Genomic DNA, 15,359 nt, shown 5'->3' with positions numbered 1-15,359 from the left:
TGACAGCCGTGCTAGGGTACCTGAGCTTTGCGCTCGTAGCTCAGGTGGATAGAGCGTTGGCCTCCGGAGCCAAAGGCCACAGGTTCGAGTCCTGTCGAGCGCGCCACAACCGCAAAGAACGCCACCCCTTCCGGGTGGTGTTTTTGTGGTGTCCCCTCAGGGCAAGGGGAACGTGGGGCCAGTTCCGAAAGCGCACGCGGGCGATTCTAGCACGCACCCTCAAGATCACATGAAGCCGGAAAAGACGCTGGGGCGGGTCTTTTTCGGCTTCTTCTCATGTGGTGGGGTCAGTCTGCCGCCTGCACCTGGGCCCCCGGGCGCTGCGAGGTCAGCAGGGCCAGCGCGGCGAACACGAGGACCGCGCCTGTGCCGAAGGTGGCCGCCGGACCCAGGCGCGCGTAGAGCTGACCGCCGCGCTGGCCACCTGCGCCAGTGAGCCGAACGCCGCCCTGCACCTGTCCCTGCGCTGCATTCGGTGCGGCGATGAACACCAGCGCGCCCAGGGCGGCGTTGAAAATCCCCTCACCCACCGCGAAGGCCATCACGCTGAAGTACAGCAGGCCCGGGAAGGGGAGCGCGGGCAGCAGCGCCATACACACACCATGCCCATTACGCCCAGCGAGAGGCCCAGCAGCGCCACGCCGCGCTCACCCAGCCGCTTTCGCAAGTGCGGCAGCAGCAGGCCCTGGGCCACAATGTCGCAGCACCCCACCCGGATAAAGGCGGTGCTGACCTGGGCCGGCCCCCAGCCCAGGGTGCCGCGTCCCAGCAGCGACAGCGCCACCTGCATACTGGAAAAGGGCAGGATAAACAGCACGCTGACCGACACCAGCCGCCGCACGGCCGGGTAGGCCAGCGCCCGCGAGCGTTGGCGCAGTGGGTTCAGGTGCGCGGCGTCGAAGTGCTTGCTGCGCTTTTCGGGCGAGAGGCTCTCGGGCAGCACAAACGCGCCCCACAGCAGATTGAGCAGCGACACGCCCGCCGCCAGAAACATCGCGGCGTTCAGGCTGAGGTGAGAGGCGAGGCCGCCGATGGCCGGGCCGATGATAAAACCTGCCCCCACCGTCGCGCCGATCTGCCCGAACACCTCGCCGCGTTCTTCCTCCGGGGTCGTGTCCGCCACGTCGCCGAAGATGGCGCTCAGGCCCCCCCGCACACAGCCGGTCGATGATGCGGCCCAAAAACAGCATGGTCAGGCTGCCCCCGATCCCGAAAACGAGGTACCCGGTGCCCGAGCCCAGCAGGCTGAGCATCAGCACGGGCCGCCGTCTATAGGCGTCGCTCAGGGCTCCCAGCACCGGGGAGGCAAAGAAAGAACACAGCGCGTACGTCGCGCCGAGAAAGCCAATCACAGCGGCCTGCTGCGAGACCTGGGCACGTGCTGCGCCACGATGTATGGCAGCACCGGAAAGACCAGCCCAATACCGACGGCGAACAAAAAGGCCGTAACGGGCATAAACAGCGGCGGCGCGTGGGGACGGGGAGACGGTGGGGCCGTAGGGGAGAACGCACTCATGCGCTCAGGCCAGGTGGGGTCTTACATGGGGTGGTGGGGCGTGGTTGTACGCTCCTTCCCCTTGTGCGGGACTGGTCGAGCTCCCCAGGAGAGGATGGGGTGGCAAGCGCAGCCTGCCCTCGACACAGACGGAGAGGACCCCACTTTGCTTCCCAGGCTTTTCCTGCAGCCGGGAAGCTCTCTCGTCTCCGCGGGAGCCTGACACGCCTGTTGCGCCCTGAGAAGCCTGCACCGCCCTCACAACATGGGAGGTGACGCCGCCGATCTGAACCCTTGCGCCGGCCCCACCTGTGGGTCACCCGCACGTGGATTTGCCAGGCCGTGGCCCGTCAGGCCCGAGTGGTCCAGGCCCGAGTGATCCGGGCCCCAGTGATCCGGGCCCCAGTGATCCAGTGCCGAGTGCTGCAGCCGCGACTCGATCTCGGCCCGCTCGCCGTACAGGTGCTGCCGAACGAAGTGGGTAAAGGCCCGCGGCGTCATGTGCGACAGCGCCCGGAACTCACGCGTGAGGTGGGCCTGATCCGAGAAGCCGAGCGCATAGGCGAGGGGGGCCAGAGGTGTGGTGGGCCGCAGCCACAGCCGGTTGTGAACCTCCTCGAAGCGGATCAGGCGGGCGAGGGTCTTGGCGGTCACGCCCACCTCTTCGCGGAAGGCCCGCTCCAGTTGCCGGGGGCTGAGCTCCAGTTCAGCGGCCAGCCCACCGATGCGGAGGGTACCCAGCGAGCGGTAAAGCTGCGTGGCCGCCTGCACGCCCACGCCCGCCTCGCGCGCGCGCTCCCCGTGCAGGGCCAGCAGCCAGACTTCCAGCCGCGCCCGCGCCCCCGCCCAGTCCTGCACGTCGAGGAGCCCGCAGACCTCTCGGCTCACCCCCCCGTATTCCGGCAGCAGGTCCAGCGAGGCGGTGCCGATGTCCCATCCAAACAGTTGCCGCGCGCCCCACGGGTACAGCTCCACGCCCAGCGCGCAGGTGTGGCCCCGCGAGACCACCCGCAGGGGCGCCAGGGTCATGCCGAACAGCGAGGCGGCGGGCATCGGCCCGAGTTCACCCGTGACCGGGGAGCCGTGCCACGACTCGCCCGCGTAGAAGGTCAGCCGGACCGAACGCTCGGGCATAAAGCGGTGTTCCTCCTCGCCCGGACCGTGATTTTCCTCCACCTCCCAGTACAGGCGCACCAGGCCCTGCAAACGGGAATCGGGGGTGAACTCGCGGTACGTCACCCAGGCAGGATCGCACGCGGCCGCGCCTCCAGCATCGGTCAAATGGCGGGGAAACCTCGGGGGCGCGCGCGGGAGATGTGCTACACCGGGGAGCATGAACCTCCTCACGCTTCTGGAACGCCTGCCCGGCAGCTACGCCGGACCCACCGGAGCCGAACCCGCTCCCTACGCCCTGATCGGCGTAGGCGAGGGCACGCTCGCAGCCCACCTCGCGGCCACGTTCGCGCCCCTGACCCTGACCCGCAGCGGCACGCAATTTGTGGTGTCGAGCGCCGACGCCGCCGACGTGGCGCGCGATTACGCCGATCTGGCGGAGGTGGGCGGAGCCAACGTGCGCCGCGTCAGCACGGGCGGCAGCCCCGACGATGTGGACGTGCTGGTGCCTGGCGGCCTGGTGACCCCCTATCACGCCGCACAGTACCTCGCGCACGCCACTGGGCACGCGCAGGCGGCGGCGGATGCCGAGCTGCTCCTCGCGAATCTGCGGGACCGCTGCGCGCCGCACGTCGAGGAAGCCAACCCTGCCCGGGACCTCGCCTGGACGCTGTGGGGGCGCATGCCGCTGCTGTTTGCCTCGCCCGACGCCGAGGCGCTGCCGCACGCGTGGCAGTCCGTGCTCGCGCGGGTGGGCAAGACGCTCGCCGTGCCGGTGCTGGGCGATCCCCTCGCCGTCGTGACGGGCGCGTTCGAGGCCCAGCACGAGAAGGGCGACGCGAAGGTGGCCCTCTTTCTCGGAGATGTGGACGCGGCGCTCGGCGTGGTGCGCGAGGTGCTCGAAAGCCGCATCGACGAGGTGGTCCACGTGCCCTACCCCGAGGGCGTGGGCCCAGAGCAGGTGGGCGGTTACGCCCCGCAACTCGCCCTGTGGTACTTCGGCGCGTGGGTGGCCACCTACCTCGCCGAGCGCTACGACGTGGACGCCGCCGATCCGCCCATGCTCGCCCGCGCCCAGGCCGCGCTGGCCGGAGAACCGGGCGAACTGAACCTGTCTGCGCCGCGCGAGGACGTGCGCCGCACGGACGTGGTGCAGGGCTGGACCGACGAGGACGGGGCGAACGAGGACCGCACCGACGACTTCGATACCGAGGAGAGCGACGCGGATTACGACGGGGAATAGAGCAGAGCGTTTTGGGTGGCCCCCGCCCTGCTGCGCAGCGCAGCAGGGCGGGGTTTCTCCGGGGGAGAGGGCCGAAATCTTTCCCCCTCTTCCCCGGAGGGGAGAGGGCTTGGCGAAGCCAGGGTTGAGGGGGCGTGCGGGGAGCGCGTCCTCAACCCTGGCTTCGCCGCCTCAGTCGTTCGCGGCCGCCAACTCCGCCGCTTCCTCCACCAAAGCCGCGCCATCCTCCAGCCCCAGCAGGTGCCGTACGGCCGAACTCCAGCCCGGATCGTCCAGCACGCGGTACAGGTGTGCCCACTGCCAGCGGCGGTAGGCGTCGGCCGCCGTCTCCATGCCCGCCCGTGCGTCCACCAGCGGATTGGTGGACGGCGGCGAGAGGTGCTGGCGCGAGAGACTGCCCTCCAGCTCTGCCAGCGTCTTGGGACCGAAGGCAAAGGCCATCCGGCCTTCACCCAGCCAGCGCTTCAGGTCCGCCTCGGCGGGCAGGGCGTACAGGATCAGTTCGCCGCCGGGGTGCGTCTCTCCGGCCTGCGTCAGCGTCAGGCCCGGCACCTGATCGCGCAGGTAGGCGGCGACAGGACCGGTGGCATAGGCGCTCGCCCCGGCCTTGAGGTGGTTCATCGCCTCTCGCGGGTCCAGACGGGGCAGGGGCGGCGCGTCCCCGTGGAGCGTGTCCAGGCCCAGCTGCCCCGGCGTGCGCAGTGCCTGTCCGTGCAGTTCCAGCCGCTCCCGCCCGCCCCACTCCGAGGTCACGAGGTGGGCGGCGAGGTCGCGCTCGCCGGGTGCAGCGCTTGACTCGCCGTACTTGACCCCCCGCAGGTTGCCAATCTGAAACTGCAGCGTGTCGCCCCGCTTGCCCACCAGGCGGGTCCCGCCCAGGGGCTCGCGCACGTGCCACAGCGGCGGCGCGTGTCCGGTACCGAAGGGCTCGAAGCCCGCCGCTTCCAGCACGAGGTCCGGCGTGGCCCCCAGGGTGGGCAGCGGCGCGTCCAGCCGCCAGACGGGCACGGGCCGGGGAAACCGGGCGACATAGGCGTTCAGGCGTTCCCGCAAGGCGGGGAAGTTGGCCTCGTCCAGCGCGAAGCCTGCCGCTCCTGGGTGACCGCCGAAGCGCTTGAGCAGGTCCTGGGCCACCCGCAGGCCCTCCACGGCGCTGATGCCCGGCGTGCTGCGCACCGAACCCTTGCCCTGCGCGACGACGTAAGTGGGCTTGTGAAACGCCTCGACCAGCTTGCTCGCCACGATGCCCATCACGCCCGCGTGCCAGTCGTCCTTGGTGACCACGACGGCGGGCGCATCGGGATCCGCCAGGATCAGGGCCTCGGCGTACATGCGGTCTTGCAACTCGCGCCGCTTGACGTTCGACGTTTCCAGCAGCTTGACGAGCACCTCGGCCTGGTGATCGCTCGTGGTGGTCAGCAGCTCCAACGCCAGATCGGCGTCGCCCATCCGTCCCGCCGCATTGATCAGCGGCGCGAGGAGAAAGGCCACGTCCCGCGCCGTGGGCCGCCGGACTTTCTTCGCCTTCAGCAGCGCGCGAATCCCGGGTTGCGAGGAGGTTCCCAGCGCCGCCAGTCCCGCGCGCACCAGGGCCCGGTTCTCTCCGATCAGCGGGGCCACGTCTGCCACCGTGCCCAGCGTCGCCAGGGCACTCAGCTCCAGAGGAGCGGGGAGGCCCAGTTCCTCGCGCACCGCCCACAGCAGGTGGTAGGCCACGCCCGCGCCGGTCAGGTTGTGCAGATCGGCATCGTAGCCATCCGTCTCGTGGGGGTGAACCACCAGGCAGTCCGGAAAGCTGGGGCCGGGCGCGTGGTGGTCCGTCACAATCACCTCGGTGCCCCGCGCGAGAATGTCCCGCACCTCTTCCAGGTTGGTCACGCCGCAGTCCACCGTCACCAGCAGGTCACACGCGGAGGCGTGTTCTTCCACCCGGTCCGGATGAATGCCGTACCCCTCGTTCAGGCGGTGGGGAATGAAGCCGTGAATCTCCGCGCCCAGTTCGCGCAGCCCCAGGACCAGGGTGGCGGTGGCGCTCACGCCGTCGGCGTCGTAGTCGCCGTGGATGCGGATGCGTTTTCTCGCGCGGACCGCGCCCACAATGCGCCGCGCCGCTTCCCGGAGGGCGGGGTTGGGCGTCAGCGTCAGCGGCGGGTCAAGCAGGGCTGGGGTCAGGCCACGCCCGTGCAGCACCTGCGCGAGCGGCGGCGAAACGTGCCACGCGCGCATGCTGTCCAGCAGGGCCGCACGGCTGGCTGGCGGCGCGAGCAGCCAGCGGGACTCGGGCAGGGAAGGCGTGGCGCGCTTCACCGGGGCTCCAGGGCCTGTTCCGGCGCGGACGGAAGCGTGCCCAGCCGGGCTTGCAGCGCAGCGGCCAGGCGGCCTTCGAGGGCCTGGCGTTCGCGCACGGCGCGCCGGCGTCTCTGCCCGGCCACCCACAGCGGCGGCAGCAACAGCAGTGCGGCGTAGGCCGCTCCGAGCGCCATCGAGAGCGCCACCGTGCTTCCCACCGACACCACCAGTTCGCCCTGTCCCAGCGGCAGGGGCAGGCGCACGGTCGCGGGGTTTTCCAACGCGACGAGCAGCAGGTAAGCGCCGAGGGCGAGCAGCAGCAACACCTGAACGAAGCCCACGAGTCGCATAGGCGAACAGTCTAGCGCGTGTCACGGCCGGGGAACGGGGCAAAAGGCATCGAAAGTTCGCCGGGCCTCACGCCCGAAAACTAAGGACAAATCAAAAAAACAGGCTCCCCACATGGGGAGCCTGCCTCGGGGAGAGACTTAGAAGTAGAACTTCAGGCCGGCCTTGACGGCGGGGACGAAGCCGCGGGTTTCGGTGCCGGTGTTCAGCGCGCCGACGCCCTTGTTGCTCAGGTAGTAGCGGCCGCTGCCCTCGACGAAGGCGGCAATGGAGGGCGTGAGCTGGAAGTCAGCCCCGACGAGCGCGTTGGCGTAGGTGTCGGTGACGTTGTTGGTCGCGCCCGTGGTGCGGGTACGGCTGCTGGTGATGCCCAGACCCACGCCCACGTAGGGCTGCAGGTTGGTGCCCGTGCCCAGCTGGTAGGTGGCGTTCACGTCGGCCGAGACCGCGCCGCGGCCGGGCTTGTACTCGGCGGCCACGCGGGCACCGAAGGGCCCGATAACCTGGGTGCTGCCGACCATGCCGCCGAAGCCGACGCAGTAGTTGACCGTACGGGTGCCGACGATGCAGCTGCCGCTGCTCGCGCTGCCGCTGACCCCAGCGTACAGGTTGCCGCGGGTGTCGGCGTTGGCGACGGGGGCGGTGTCGCCGATCACGACGGTGGTGGGAGTCGTGGTGGCGGTCGTGTCGGGCGTGGTGGTTACGGTGGCGGTGGTGCTCGTGGTGGTGCTTGTGGTCGCGCGCTGCTCCAGGGCCGCGATACGGGCCTCAAGCGCGGCCGTGTCGGCCGCCGCGCCCGCTGCACCGGCAGGACCCGCCGGGCCGGCAGGACCCGCCGGGCCCGCTGCACCGGCAGGACCCGCCGGGATGTTGCGCACAGCCGCTTCCAGCGCGTCGATGCGGGCAGTCAGCGCCGCCACGTCCGCGTTGGCGGCACCGCCGCTCAGGGTGCTGATGCGTTCTTCCAGGGCCGTGATGCGGGCCTGCTGGTCGGCGGTCAGCTGCTCCAGGTCGGTTACGCGGCTGCTCACGGCGGCCAGCTCGGTGCTGACTTCCTGCATGCCGTTGGTAATCGTAGTCAGGTCCGCCTGGGTGAGGCTGCCGCTGCTCAGCGCGCCGCTCTGCAGCAGGCGGTAGAAGATCAGGGCGGCCTGGTAGCGCGTCAGGTTCTCGTTGCCGCGGAAGGTGCCGTCGGGAAAGCCCTGAATCAGACCGCGCTGCACGATCAAGTCCACGGCGTCTTTGGCCCAGTGACCGGCCGGCACGTCCGTGAAGGTCACGGTCTGTGCGGGCGTGGCGGTGGTCGTCGTCTGGGTGGTCGTGGTGTTCGTATCGGTCTGCGCGCTGGCAGCGCCGAGGCTAAGGGCCAGGGTCGAGGCGATCATCAGGGACTTGTGCATCTAATTCTCCTTTTCGAATACAACTGTTGCTCGCACGGGTACGGCGCGTGGCCCCGGTGCACGGACTCACCGTAGGCAGGGCCCGTGAGTACGCTGTGAATCGTAACTCCAGAACCTTCTCCCGACACCCGTGTTTTTTCTCAAGCTGACCGGATTGACCCTTATCTAAGCTCATCGTGAGGAAAGTGGCGTATTATATGAGTAAAGAAGTCAGGCTATTTACGCACAAAAGAGGCAAATGTATGAGAAAGATATTCTTTCCTTTGTGCTCTCACTTCATGAGGAAAGCTTCAGGCGCTGGCAGTATGAGAACGCCCGTTCGGGAAGGCCGCCGCCCGGGAAGCGGCCCGTATACTCGCCCCCATGAGCCAGATTCATGTCCGCGCCCAAGCCGGCGACGTGGCGGAGTATGTCCTGCTGCCTGGGGACCCCCACCGGGCCCGTCACATCGCGCAAACGTACCTGGAAGACGCCACGCTCTACGCCGAACACCGCCAGCTGCTGGGGTTCACTGGGACGTATCAGGGCGTGCCCGTCAGCGTGCAGACGACGGGCATGGGGTGCCCGAGCGCGGCCATCGTTGCGGAAGAACTTGCGCGTCTGGGGGCAAAGACCCTGATCCGGGTGGGAACCCTCGGTGGCGCGGCGCCCCGTGTTCGGCCCGCTGACCTCGTGATTGCCACCGCCGCCGTGCCCAACGACGGCACTACTCGGCAGTTGCTGGGGGGCGCGCCCTACGCTCCCGCCGCCAGCTTCGAGGTGGTGGAGGCGTCGGTGCAGGCGGCCCGCGCAGCGGGGGTGGCCCACCATGCCGGCCTCGTGATGACGGAAGACGCCTTCTACGCCAGCACCCCCGAACATGCCCGGCTGTGGGCCTCGCGCGGCGTGCTGGGCTTCGAGATGGAGGCGAGCGCAATTTTCCTCGTCGCGGCGCAGCACGGCCTGCGGGCCGGATGCCTCACCACCTGCAGCAACGACATCGGCGACCCGCAACTCGTGCCGGAGGAGGTTCTCGCCAACGGGGTGGACCGGATGGTCCGGGTGGCGCTGGAAGCCGTGGTCCGGCTGCACAGGGCAGCGCGGGCATAAGCCGCGCGCCACGGTGCGCCCCCCGCCCGCCGTGGCAGGATGATGCCCATGACGACGCTCGACGAGACCGAATTCCGCAATCTGCAGCTCGATCAGCACGGCCCCCTGGTGGTGCTGACCGTCTCGCGCCCGAAGGCCCTGAATGCGCTGAACGCCGACACCCTCAGCGAACTCTCGCAGGCCGTCGAACTGGTCATGGAAGACCCCGAGGTGGGCGCGCTGATCCTCACTGGAGACGGCGACCGCGCCTTTGTGGCGGGGGCGGACATCGGTGAGCTCTCGCAACTCGGCGACGTGTACGCCGGGCGCGAACTCTCGCTTGCCGGGCAGGACGTGATGCACCAGATCGCCAACCTGCCCATTCCGGTGATCGCGGCCATCAACGGCTTTGCCCTTGGTGGCGGCCTGGAACTCGCCCTCGCCTGCGACGTGCGGGTGGCCGCGCCGGGAGCAAAGCTCGGCCTGCCGGAGGTGTCGCTGGGGCTCCTCCCGGGCTTTGGCGGCACGCAGCGCCTCGCGCGCCTGATCGGGGCGGGTCGGGCGCTGGACCTGATGCTCACCGGGCGGCAGCTCACGGCCGGGGAAGCGTTGGACATGGGCCTCGTCAACTACGTGGCCGACAACGCGCTGACCAAGGCGCGCGAGGTGGCCGAGCAGATGGTGAAAAACGCACCCATCGCCCTGTCGCTCGTGAAGGAAGCCGTGCGCCGGGGTCTGGACACCACGCTGGAGGCCGGGCTGGAAGTCGAGGCGGACCTCTTCGGCCTGCTCGTCGCCACCAAGGACTTCCGCGAGGGCACCTCGGCCTTCCTCGCCAAGCGCCGCCCGGAGTTCCAGGGTGAGTGAGGACGCGGGAGGGAACCCGCCGGGCGCAGAGGAACCCAAGTTCACCCTCTCCGTTTCGGAAGGAACCGTGCAGGACGTGGAGGGCCGCCGCCCGGAGACGCCTGCCCCCAGGCGTATGGTGGAGTTCACCACCCCCCGCGCCAAGCTGATCGAGGAGGCCCACGGCGCAATCTCGGCGGACCTGAAGGACTACCCGCGCGCCCTGGCGGCCTACGAGGCCCTGCGCGGCGATCCCGAGGCGTTGGCCCACTGGGACATGGCGAACTACGTGACCATGCGCAAGCTTGGGTACAACGATCACGGGCGCGTCCACGCCTTTATCACGGGCGCGGCCAGCATGGCGATCACGGAGCTCTTGCTTGAAGCCGGGGTGCGTCCCGACATCATCGAGAGCGGCGTGGGCGACGTGGACGACGTGTTTCTGGCCGTGATTCTGGGCACCATGCTGCATGACGTCGGCAACCAGATTCACCGGGTGGGCCACGAGGCCCACGGCGTGGCGCTGGCGCTGCCCATCCTCGACCGCATCATGGGGCCGCTGTACCCAGACCCCTTCAAGCGCACCAAGGTCCGGTCCTTCATCCTGGGAGCCATCGACTGCCACGACCTCAACCCGCCGCCCCTGACCCTGGAGGGCGGTATCACGGCGGTGGCCGACGGGACCGACATCACCAAGGGCCGGGGACGCAAGGCCTTTGCGCTGGGCAGCGTCGACATCCACTCCATCAGCGCGCTCGCGGTGGACCAGGTCGTCATCGAGCGCGGGCGCGACAAACCGGTGCTGATCTCCGTGACCATGAACAACTCCGGCGGCATCTTTCAGGTGGAGGAGGTGCTGGCCCCCAAGGTGATCCGCACGCCCATGCGCAAATACGTGGAACTGCGCGCCACCACCCGCCTGGAAGGCGACGAGCAGATCCTGTCGCGCGTGCGGCTGGACGGCGACCACTTCGTGATGGACCTGGAGACCGGCGAGCGCGTTGAGGTGCAGGTGCAAGACACCCAGAAGCGGGTGGCCGAGGCCCTTGCGGAGAACCTGAACCTGGGGACGGAGTCGAAGTAACGGGCTGCTCCGGGGAAGCGCCCGGTCACCAGACGGGTTTGATCTGGGACCCTTCGCCCTGCGCAAGACGTCAACTGTGCCCCGCCCGCACTCCTGGGTCAGGTCCGCTTCGTACACTGCCCGGTGATGAAGGTCTGGGTCACGGGATTGACGGCAATCACGCTTCTGGGGGGCGCGCTCGCCCTTGGCGTCGCTACGCAGGACGGGGGCAAACTCGCGCCGGGGTTGCGGATCGCGGGCGTGTCCGTGGGCGGTCTGACCCGCGAGGAGGCACTGACGGCCACCCGGGACGTCCGCGTCCCTCCCCGGCAGGTCACGGTGACGGCGGGGAACCAGCGCTGGACCCTGAGCGCCACGCGGCTGGGCTGGCGGACGGACCTGGCGGCCACCGTGGACGCGGCCCTGCGCGCAGGCGGGGACCGCAACGTGCTGCAGCGGGTGCAGGGAATGCTCGGTCAGGCCGAGGTGCAGGACGTGGTCCCCATCGAGCGGGTGGACGTGGCGGTGGCCCTGGACACCCTCAAGGGGCTGGCGCACGACCTGCAGGCCGAGCCGAAGGACGCTTCGGTCACGTTCGACCGGGCCACCAAGCGGTACGCCGTGGTGCCCGACTCGCCGGGAAGGCGCGCAAACGCTGCCGCCGCCGCCAACGCTTACGCGTCTGCGCCCTCACTGACAGCCCTTGACCTGCACGTCACCGAGTGGAAGGCCGCCCGCACCGCCGAGATGCTGCGCGCCCCCGTCGAGCGCGGCAACCGCTTGATGCGTCCCCTGACCGTGCGGCTGGAGGGCACCACCCACACGGTGGCCCTGACGGCCCTGCAGGTGGCAGACCTGTACTGGGTGCGCGGCACGGGCATCGAGCCTGACGAGAAGACCTTGCGGTCGACCTTTGACCGCCTGACCGCCGCCGTGGACCAGCCTGCCCTGAACGCCCGCTATGCCGAGCAGGGCGGCAGGCTGGTCAAGGTGGAGGGGCGCGCCGGACACGTCGCGGACCGGCAGGCGGCCCTCGCCGCGTTCCGCAAGGCGGTGTTTACGCCGGACGCACAGCACGTCGTGTTCGCCGCCAAGGTCAGCCAGCCCACCCTGACCGAGGCCGACTTGCCGGACCCCTCCAGATTGCAGCTCATCACCACGGGCGTGAGCACCTACTACCACAGCAGCCCCGAGCGCCGCCGCAACGTGGCGAACGCGGCGGCCAAGATCAGCGGCGTGGTCGTGCCCGCTGGTGAGGACTTCAGCTTCTTGCAGGCCCTGGGCGGCATCACGCCGGAAAACGGCTTCGTCGGCGGCCTGATCATCAGTGGGGGCCGCACGGTGGACGGCCTGGGCGGCGGCGTATGCCAGGTGTCCACAACCACCTTCCGCGCCCTGTATCAGGCCGGACTGCCGGTCGTCGAGCGCAATCCGCACTCCTACCGCGTCGGCTACTACGAACCGCAGGTCGGCTTCGAGGCGGCGGTGTACGATCCCGGCCTCGACCTCAAGATGAAAAACGACACCGGCGCGCCGCTGTTTATCCGAACGGTCAACCGCGACGGTGCCAGCCGGCTGGAGGTGCAGGTCTGGGGCATCAAGCCCGCGCGGCAGGTCACAGTGAATCCGGCCGTGATCCTGTCCCGGACCCCGCACCCGCCCGCCCAGTACCTCACCAACGCCAGCCTGCGCCCCGGCACCTCCCGGCAGGTGGACTGGGCGCAGGACGGCTACACCCTCTACATCAGCCGCACCATCAAGGACGCCAGTGGGGTGCGGGGTGACCGGGTGGAAACCACCTACCGGCCCTGGCGCGCGGTGTACGAGGTGGGGCCGGGCTGAGCCCGTTCATCTCCCCGTCAGGGGCAGCGGATACAACGGAGGTCCGATGCCGCTTTCCCTCGCTGGTCTGACCGCCCTCGCCCTGCAGGGCGGCAACACTTCCCCCACACCGTTCCTGACGGGCACCGTCTGGACCCTGACGGCCCTGACGGACGGCGGGCGCCTCACCTCGCCAGGCCGCCTTGCCCCACCCGTAACGCTGCGGCTGGAAGGGAGAGATGCTGCCGGGAGCACGGGCTGCAACGCCTACCGCAGCCGGTTTGTGACGCGGGCGAACACGTTGCGCTTCACGCCCCTGCTGACCACCCGCCGCGCCTGCCCAGATTTTCTCGATGGGTTGGAAGACCGCTTCGTCACCCTCATGGGTCAGGTCCGGAGCTTCGAGCTTCGGGGAGCGACCCTCACCCTCTTTGCGGACAAGGCAAACCGGCTCGTTTTCAGACCCGCTCCCAGTTCTCCCGAGGTGAACATGGACCTGGGCGGCACCTGGACGGTCGTGCGGCTGGAGGCGGACGGCCACAGCGTCCCCCTCGCCTCGCCTGCCGAGCTGACCTTTGGGGAAGGTGGGAGCGGCCAGCCACTGCGCCTGAGCGGCCAGGCGGGCTGCAACCGGTTGAGCGGCTCGGCCACCCTCGCCGAAGGTCTGCTGACCGCTGGCCCCTTGGGCGTGACCCGTATGCTGTGCGCGCCGGAACAGATGACCCAGGAAGCGGCCTTGCTGCGCGCCCTGTCCGCCCCTCTGGAAGTCGTGTTGAAGGGGGAGACCTTGAGGCTCGGGGGCCCGGCGGGCCAGATCGAATTACGGCGCAGGGCTTAATTCCGGGGAAAATGCCCTTCAGTCGCCCCGGCACCCGCCGGGCCAGCAACGCCACCAGATCAGGGTCCATGACTTCGTAGTCGTCGGGAATGCCGAGGGTAAGCAGGCGGTCACCGGGGAGTGCGTCTCTGAGCCTGACCCTGATCCAGTCGCGGTGGCGCTTTTCCATACAGACGGCCGCGCCGCGTCCGCCCACTCCAGCAGGTCCCGCGTCAGGGGCGCCGCAGCGTCGCGCGCCGTACCTGCTGCCGCCACCTCCCAGTCGAGATCTTCCCGGAACATCAGTTCCGCCGTTGGGCTGCGGCGCTTGTTCTGCGTGCCGACGAAGACCCCCGCAAGGGGCGGCTCAAGGTTCGCGGCCCTCCAGCAACCAGCGGGCCTCGTGCTCTGCCATCCCCTCAGGTGCATTTGCCCTCGCCCACGCCGCGGCTTCCCCTGCGTCGTAGGGCGTGCGGCGAAACTCGGCGCGCCACAGGCCCCGCCGGCGCGTCAGGAGCACCCAGCGGGCCAGCGGCAATCGGTCCTTCTGACGGCTGACTGGTCCGGCGTTCACCACCGTCACGCCGTTCACCACGCTCAGCATCTCGTGGTGGGTGTGGCCGACGACGCAAAAGCGGCCTCCGGCCTCATATGTGAAGTCGCCGAGCCGCTCGCGGATTTCCGAGAAGTGGGCGGGCCGGGTGCGCTCGCCTTCCTCCGTTTGCTCCTCGGTCAGCAGCAGGTCTTCCCAGGGACTGCGGGGGCTGCCGTGGCAGACGCGCACTTCACCGCTCGCCACGTCCGCGAAAGTCGGCAGCGCGCCGAGCCGCGCAGGCACGTCCCCCGGCAACTGACCGAGCAGCCATGCCCGCATCCCGGCCTTGCCTTCGCGCAACCCCGCCACGCGCTCGTCGGTGTTGCCGCGGACGGTAGGGGGTGCGTGTTCGGCTTGCAGCGCCCAGGCCCCGGCCGGGTCCGCCGCGCCCCACACGCTGTCCCCGAGATTGAGGGTTTGATCGGGAGAAGCGGCGCGGACGTCCTCGAGTACGGCAGAGAGCGCGAAGCTGTTGCCGTGAACGTCTCCGACGATGGCGAGTCTCACCGGCTCATTCTCCCTCAGGTGGGCGGCGCAGGGCCGCGAAAATCAGACCGAACAGCACGCAGATCACGCCCAGGCTGAGCAGCGAGGCCGCCGCCACGAAGTCGGGCCGCAGCGCGTCGCTTGACAGGCGGTAGACCGCCAGCGGCGCAGACCAGCCCAGCGCGAACAGTCCCGCGCGCTGAAGGTAGGGCCGCGTGATGGCGGCTTGCGGAAACATGCGTGCGGGCGCCAGCATGGCGGGCAGCAGCAGGAGCTGGGCCAGCCAGAACCGCAGCGGCAGGCTTCCGAACCCGTATTGCAGTCCCGTCAGCACGACGTTCAGGACCGCGAACAGCAGGCCCAAGGTCAGCACGGTGCGCAGAAGCAGGGCATTCACCGCGCCATGTTGTCACAACCGCACCTGCCCGTCCCCGCCTTGCCCTCGCGCCGCCATCCGCCGCATCATGCCCCCATGACCGCACCTTCCAAAGACCCCCTGCACGGCGTCACGCTCGAAATGGTGGTGACGCGCCTCGCTCACCGTTACGGCTGGGACGGCCTGGCACGCCGCGTCCCCATCCGCTGCTTCGAGCATGATCCGAGCGTGCCCTCCAGCCTTAAATTCCTGCGCAAAACGCCCTGGGCGCGGGCAAAGGTAGAGGCCCTGTACGCAGCGATGGTGCGCGAGGGAGAGGAGACGTAACGCTCGGGAGAGCGTCCTTTCGAGGTGTTCTCCTGCTGATGCCGTTCCTGACGTGTTATACGGACTCCGATT

General features: G+C 69.4%; 16 protein-coding genes, 1 tRNA gene and 1 pseudogene. 8 read left to right on the top strand and 10 right to left on the bottom strand.

Features of this window, described 5'->3' with window-relative positions; translation table 11 throughout:
- Positions 1 to 29 precede the first annotated feature (29 nt).
- Positions 30 to 106 (top strand) — tRNA-Arg (locus B9A95_RS24775).
- A gap of 181 nt (positions 107 to 287) precedes the next feature.
- Here B9A95_RS24775 and B9A95_RS35715 read toward each other — a convergent pair.
- From B9A95_RS35715 to B9A95_RS24765, 5 genes and pseudogenes are all read right to left on the bottom strand, one after another.
- Positions 288 to 593, bottom strand: a complete 306-nt coding sequence (locus B9A95_RS35715; RefSeq protein ID WP_245808474.1) for an MFS transporter — start codon at positions 591 to 593, stop codon at positions 288 to 290.
- On the bottom strand, positions 542 to 1,156 hold the full coding sequence (locus B9A95_RS35710) for an MFS transporter (protein WP_245808473.1): 615 nt from the start codon (positions 1,154 to 1,156) through the stop codon (positions 542 to 544). Before B9A95_RS35710 ends, B9A95_RS35715 begins: the two co-directional genes overlap by 52 nt.
- A 52-nt stretch (positions 1,157 to 1,208) precedes the next feature.
- Positions 1,209 to 1,352, bottom strand: a pseudogene (locus tag B9A95_RS36615) (MFS transporter); the annotation flags it as partial.
- On the bottom strand, positions 1,349 to 1,516 hold the full coding sequence (locus B9A95_RS35705; protein WP_245808472.1) for a hypothetical protein: 168 nt from the start codon (positions 1,514 to 1,516) through the stop codon (positions 1,349 to 1,351). The pseudogene B9A95_RS36615 and the gene B9A95_RS35705, both read right to left, overlap by 4 nt.
- A 237-nt stretch (positions 1,517 to 1,753) precedes the next feature.
- Positions 1,754 to 2,776, bottom strand: a complete 1,023-nt coding sequence (locus tag B9A95_RS24765; RefSeq protein WP_245808471.1) for an AraC family transcriptional regulator — start codon at positions 2,774 to 2,776, stop codon at positions 1,754 to 1,756.
- A gap of 52 nt (positions 2,777 to 2,828) precedes the next feature.
- Here B9A95_RS24765 and B9A95_RS24760 point away from each other — a divergent pair, with 52 nt between their 5' ends.
- On the top strand, positions 2,829 to 3,851 hold the full coding sequence (locus B9A95_RS24760) for an SIS domain-containing protein (protein WP_084049704.1): 1,023 nt from the start codon (positions 2,829 to 2,831) through the stop codon (positions 3,849 to 3,851).
- Between the two features lie 171 nt (positions 3,852 to 4,022).
- On the opposite strand, the gene B9A95_RS24755 is transcribed toward B9A95_RS24760, so the two are convergent.
- The 3 genes from B9A95_RS24755 to B9A95_RS24745 form a co-directional block, all read right to left on the bottom strand.
- Positions 4,023 to 6,158: a single-stranded-DNA-specific exonuclease RecJ gene (locus tag B9A95_RS24755; protein ID WP_139806974.1), complete on the bottom strand. Its 2,136-nt coding sequence runs from the start codon at positions 6,156 to 6,158 to the stop codon at positions 4,023 to 4,025.
- A complete protein-coding gene (locus B9A95_RS32685) occupies positions 6,155 to 6,490 on the bottom strand; it encodes a hypothetical protein (protein ID WP_139806973.1) in 336 nt (111 codons plus the stop codon). Before B9A95_RS32685 ends, B9A95_RS24755 begins: the two co-directional genes overlap by 4 nt.
- Positions 6,491 to 6,628: 138 nt before the next feature.
- A complete protein-coding gene (locus B9A95_RS24745; protein ID WP_084049702.1) occupies positions 6,629 to 7,888 on the bottom strand; it encodes an S-layer homology domain-containing protein in 1,260 nt (419 codons plus the stop codon).
- 363 nt (positions 7,889 to 8,251) lie between these two features.
- Here B9A95_RS24745 and B9A95_RS24740 point away from each other — a divergent pair, with 363 nt between their 5' ends.
- From B9A95_RS24740 to B9A95_RS24720, 5 genes are all read left to right on the top strand, one after another.
- On the top strand, positions 8,252 to 8,977 hold the full coding sequence (locus B9A95_RS24740; protein WP_084049701.1) for a phosphorylase family protein: 726 nt from the start codon (positions 8,252 to 8,254) through the stop codon (positions 8,975 to 8,977).
- Positions 8,978 to 9,025: 48 nt separating this feature from the next.
- Entirely contained in the window at positions 9,026 to 9,823 is a 798-nt protein-coding gene (locus B9A95_RS24735; RefSeq protein WP_084049700.1) for an enoyl-CoA hydratase/isomerase family protein, read from the top strand.
- Positions 9,816 to 10,886, top strand: a complete 1,071-nt coding sequence (locus tag B9A95_RS24730) for a phosphohydrolase (protein ID WP_084049699.1) — start codon at positions 9,816 to 9,818, stop codon at positions 10,884 to 10,886. Before B9A95_RS24735 ends, B9A95_RS24730 begins: the two co-directional genes overlap by 8 nt.
- Before the next feature lie 126 nt (positions 10,887 to 11,012).
- Entirely contained in the window at positions 11,013 to 12,707 is a 1,695-nt protein-coding gene (locus tag B9A95_RS24725) for a VanW family protein (protein ID WP_084049698.1), read from the top strand.
- A 46-nt stretch (positions 12,708 to 12,753) separates the two neighbouring features.
- On the top strand, positions 12,754 to 13,524 hold the full coding sequence (locus B9A95_RS24720) for an META domain-containing protein (protein ID WP_084049697.1): 771 nt from the start codon (positions 12,754 to 12,756) through the stop codon (positions 13,522 to 13,524).
- A 346-nt stretch (positions 13,525 to 13,870) separates the two neighbouring features.
- Here the strand turns inward: B9A95_RS24720 and B9A95_RS24710 are convergent, their stop codons facing one another.
- Together B9A95_RS24710 and B9A95_RS24705 are read right to left on the bottom strand one after the other, a co-directional pair.
- Complete coding sequence (locus tag B9A95_RS24710) at positions 13,871 to 14,605, bottom strand: metallophosphoesterase family protein (protein ID WP_084049696.1); 735 nt, start codon at positions 14,603 to 14,605, stop codon at positions 13,871 to 13,873.
- 4 nt (positions 14,606 to 14,609) lie between these two features.
- Positions 14,610 to 14,981: a hypothetical protein gene (locus tag B9A95_RS24705; protein ID WP_084049695.1), complete on the bottom strand. Its 372-nt coding sequence runs from the start codon at positions 14,979 to 14,981 to the stop codon at positions 14,610 to 14,612.
- A gap of 75 nt (positions 14,982 to 15,056) precedes the next feature.
- Between B9A95_RS24705 and B9A95_RS24700 the strand changes: the two genes are divergently transcribed.
- Positions 15,057 to 15,287 carry a VF530 family protein gene (locus B9A95_RS24700; RefSeq protein WP_212648378.1) on the top strand — a complete coding sequence of 77 codons (231 nt, stop codon included), beginning with the start codon at positions 15,057 to 15,059 and terminating at the stop codon, positions 15,285 to 15,287.
- Positions 15,288 to 15,359: the final 72 nt, after the last annotated feature.

This window comes from Deinococcus hopiensis KR-140 (assembly GCF_900176165.1).
GTDB classification, from domain to species: domain Bacteria; phylum Deinococcota; class Deinococci; order Deinococcales; family Deinococcaceae; genus Deinococcus; species Deinococcus hopiensis.
Note: the sequence above shows the minus strand (reverse complement) of the source record. Positions and strands in the feature narration are given on the sequence as shown.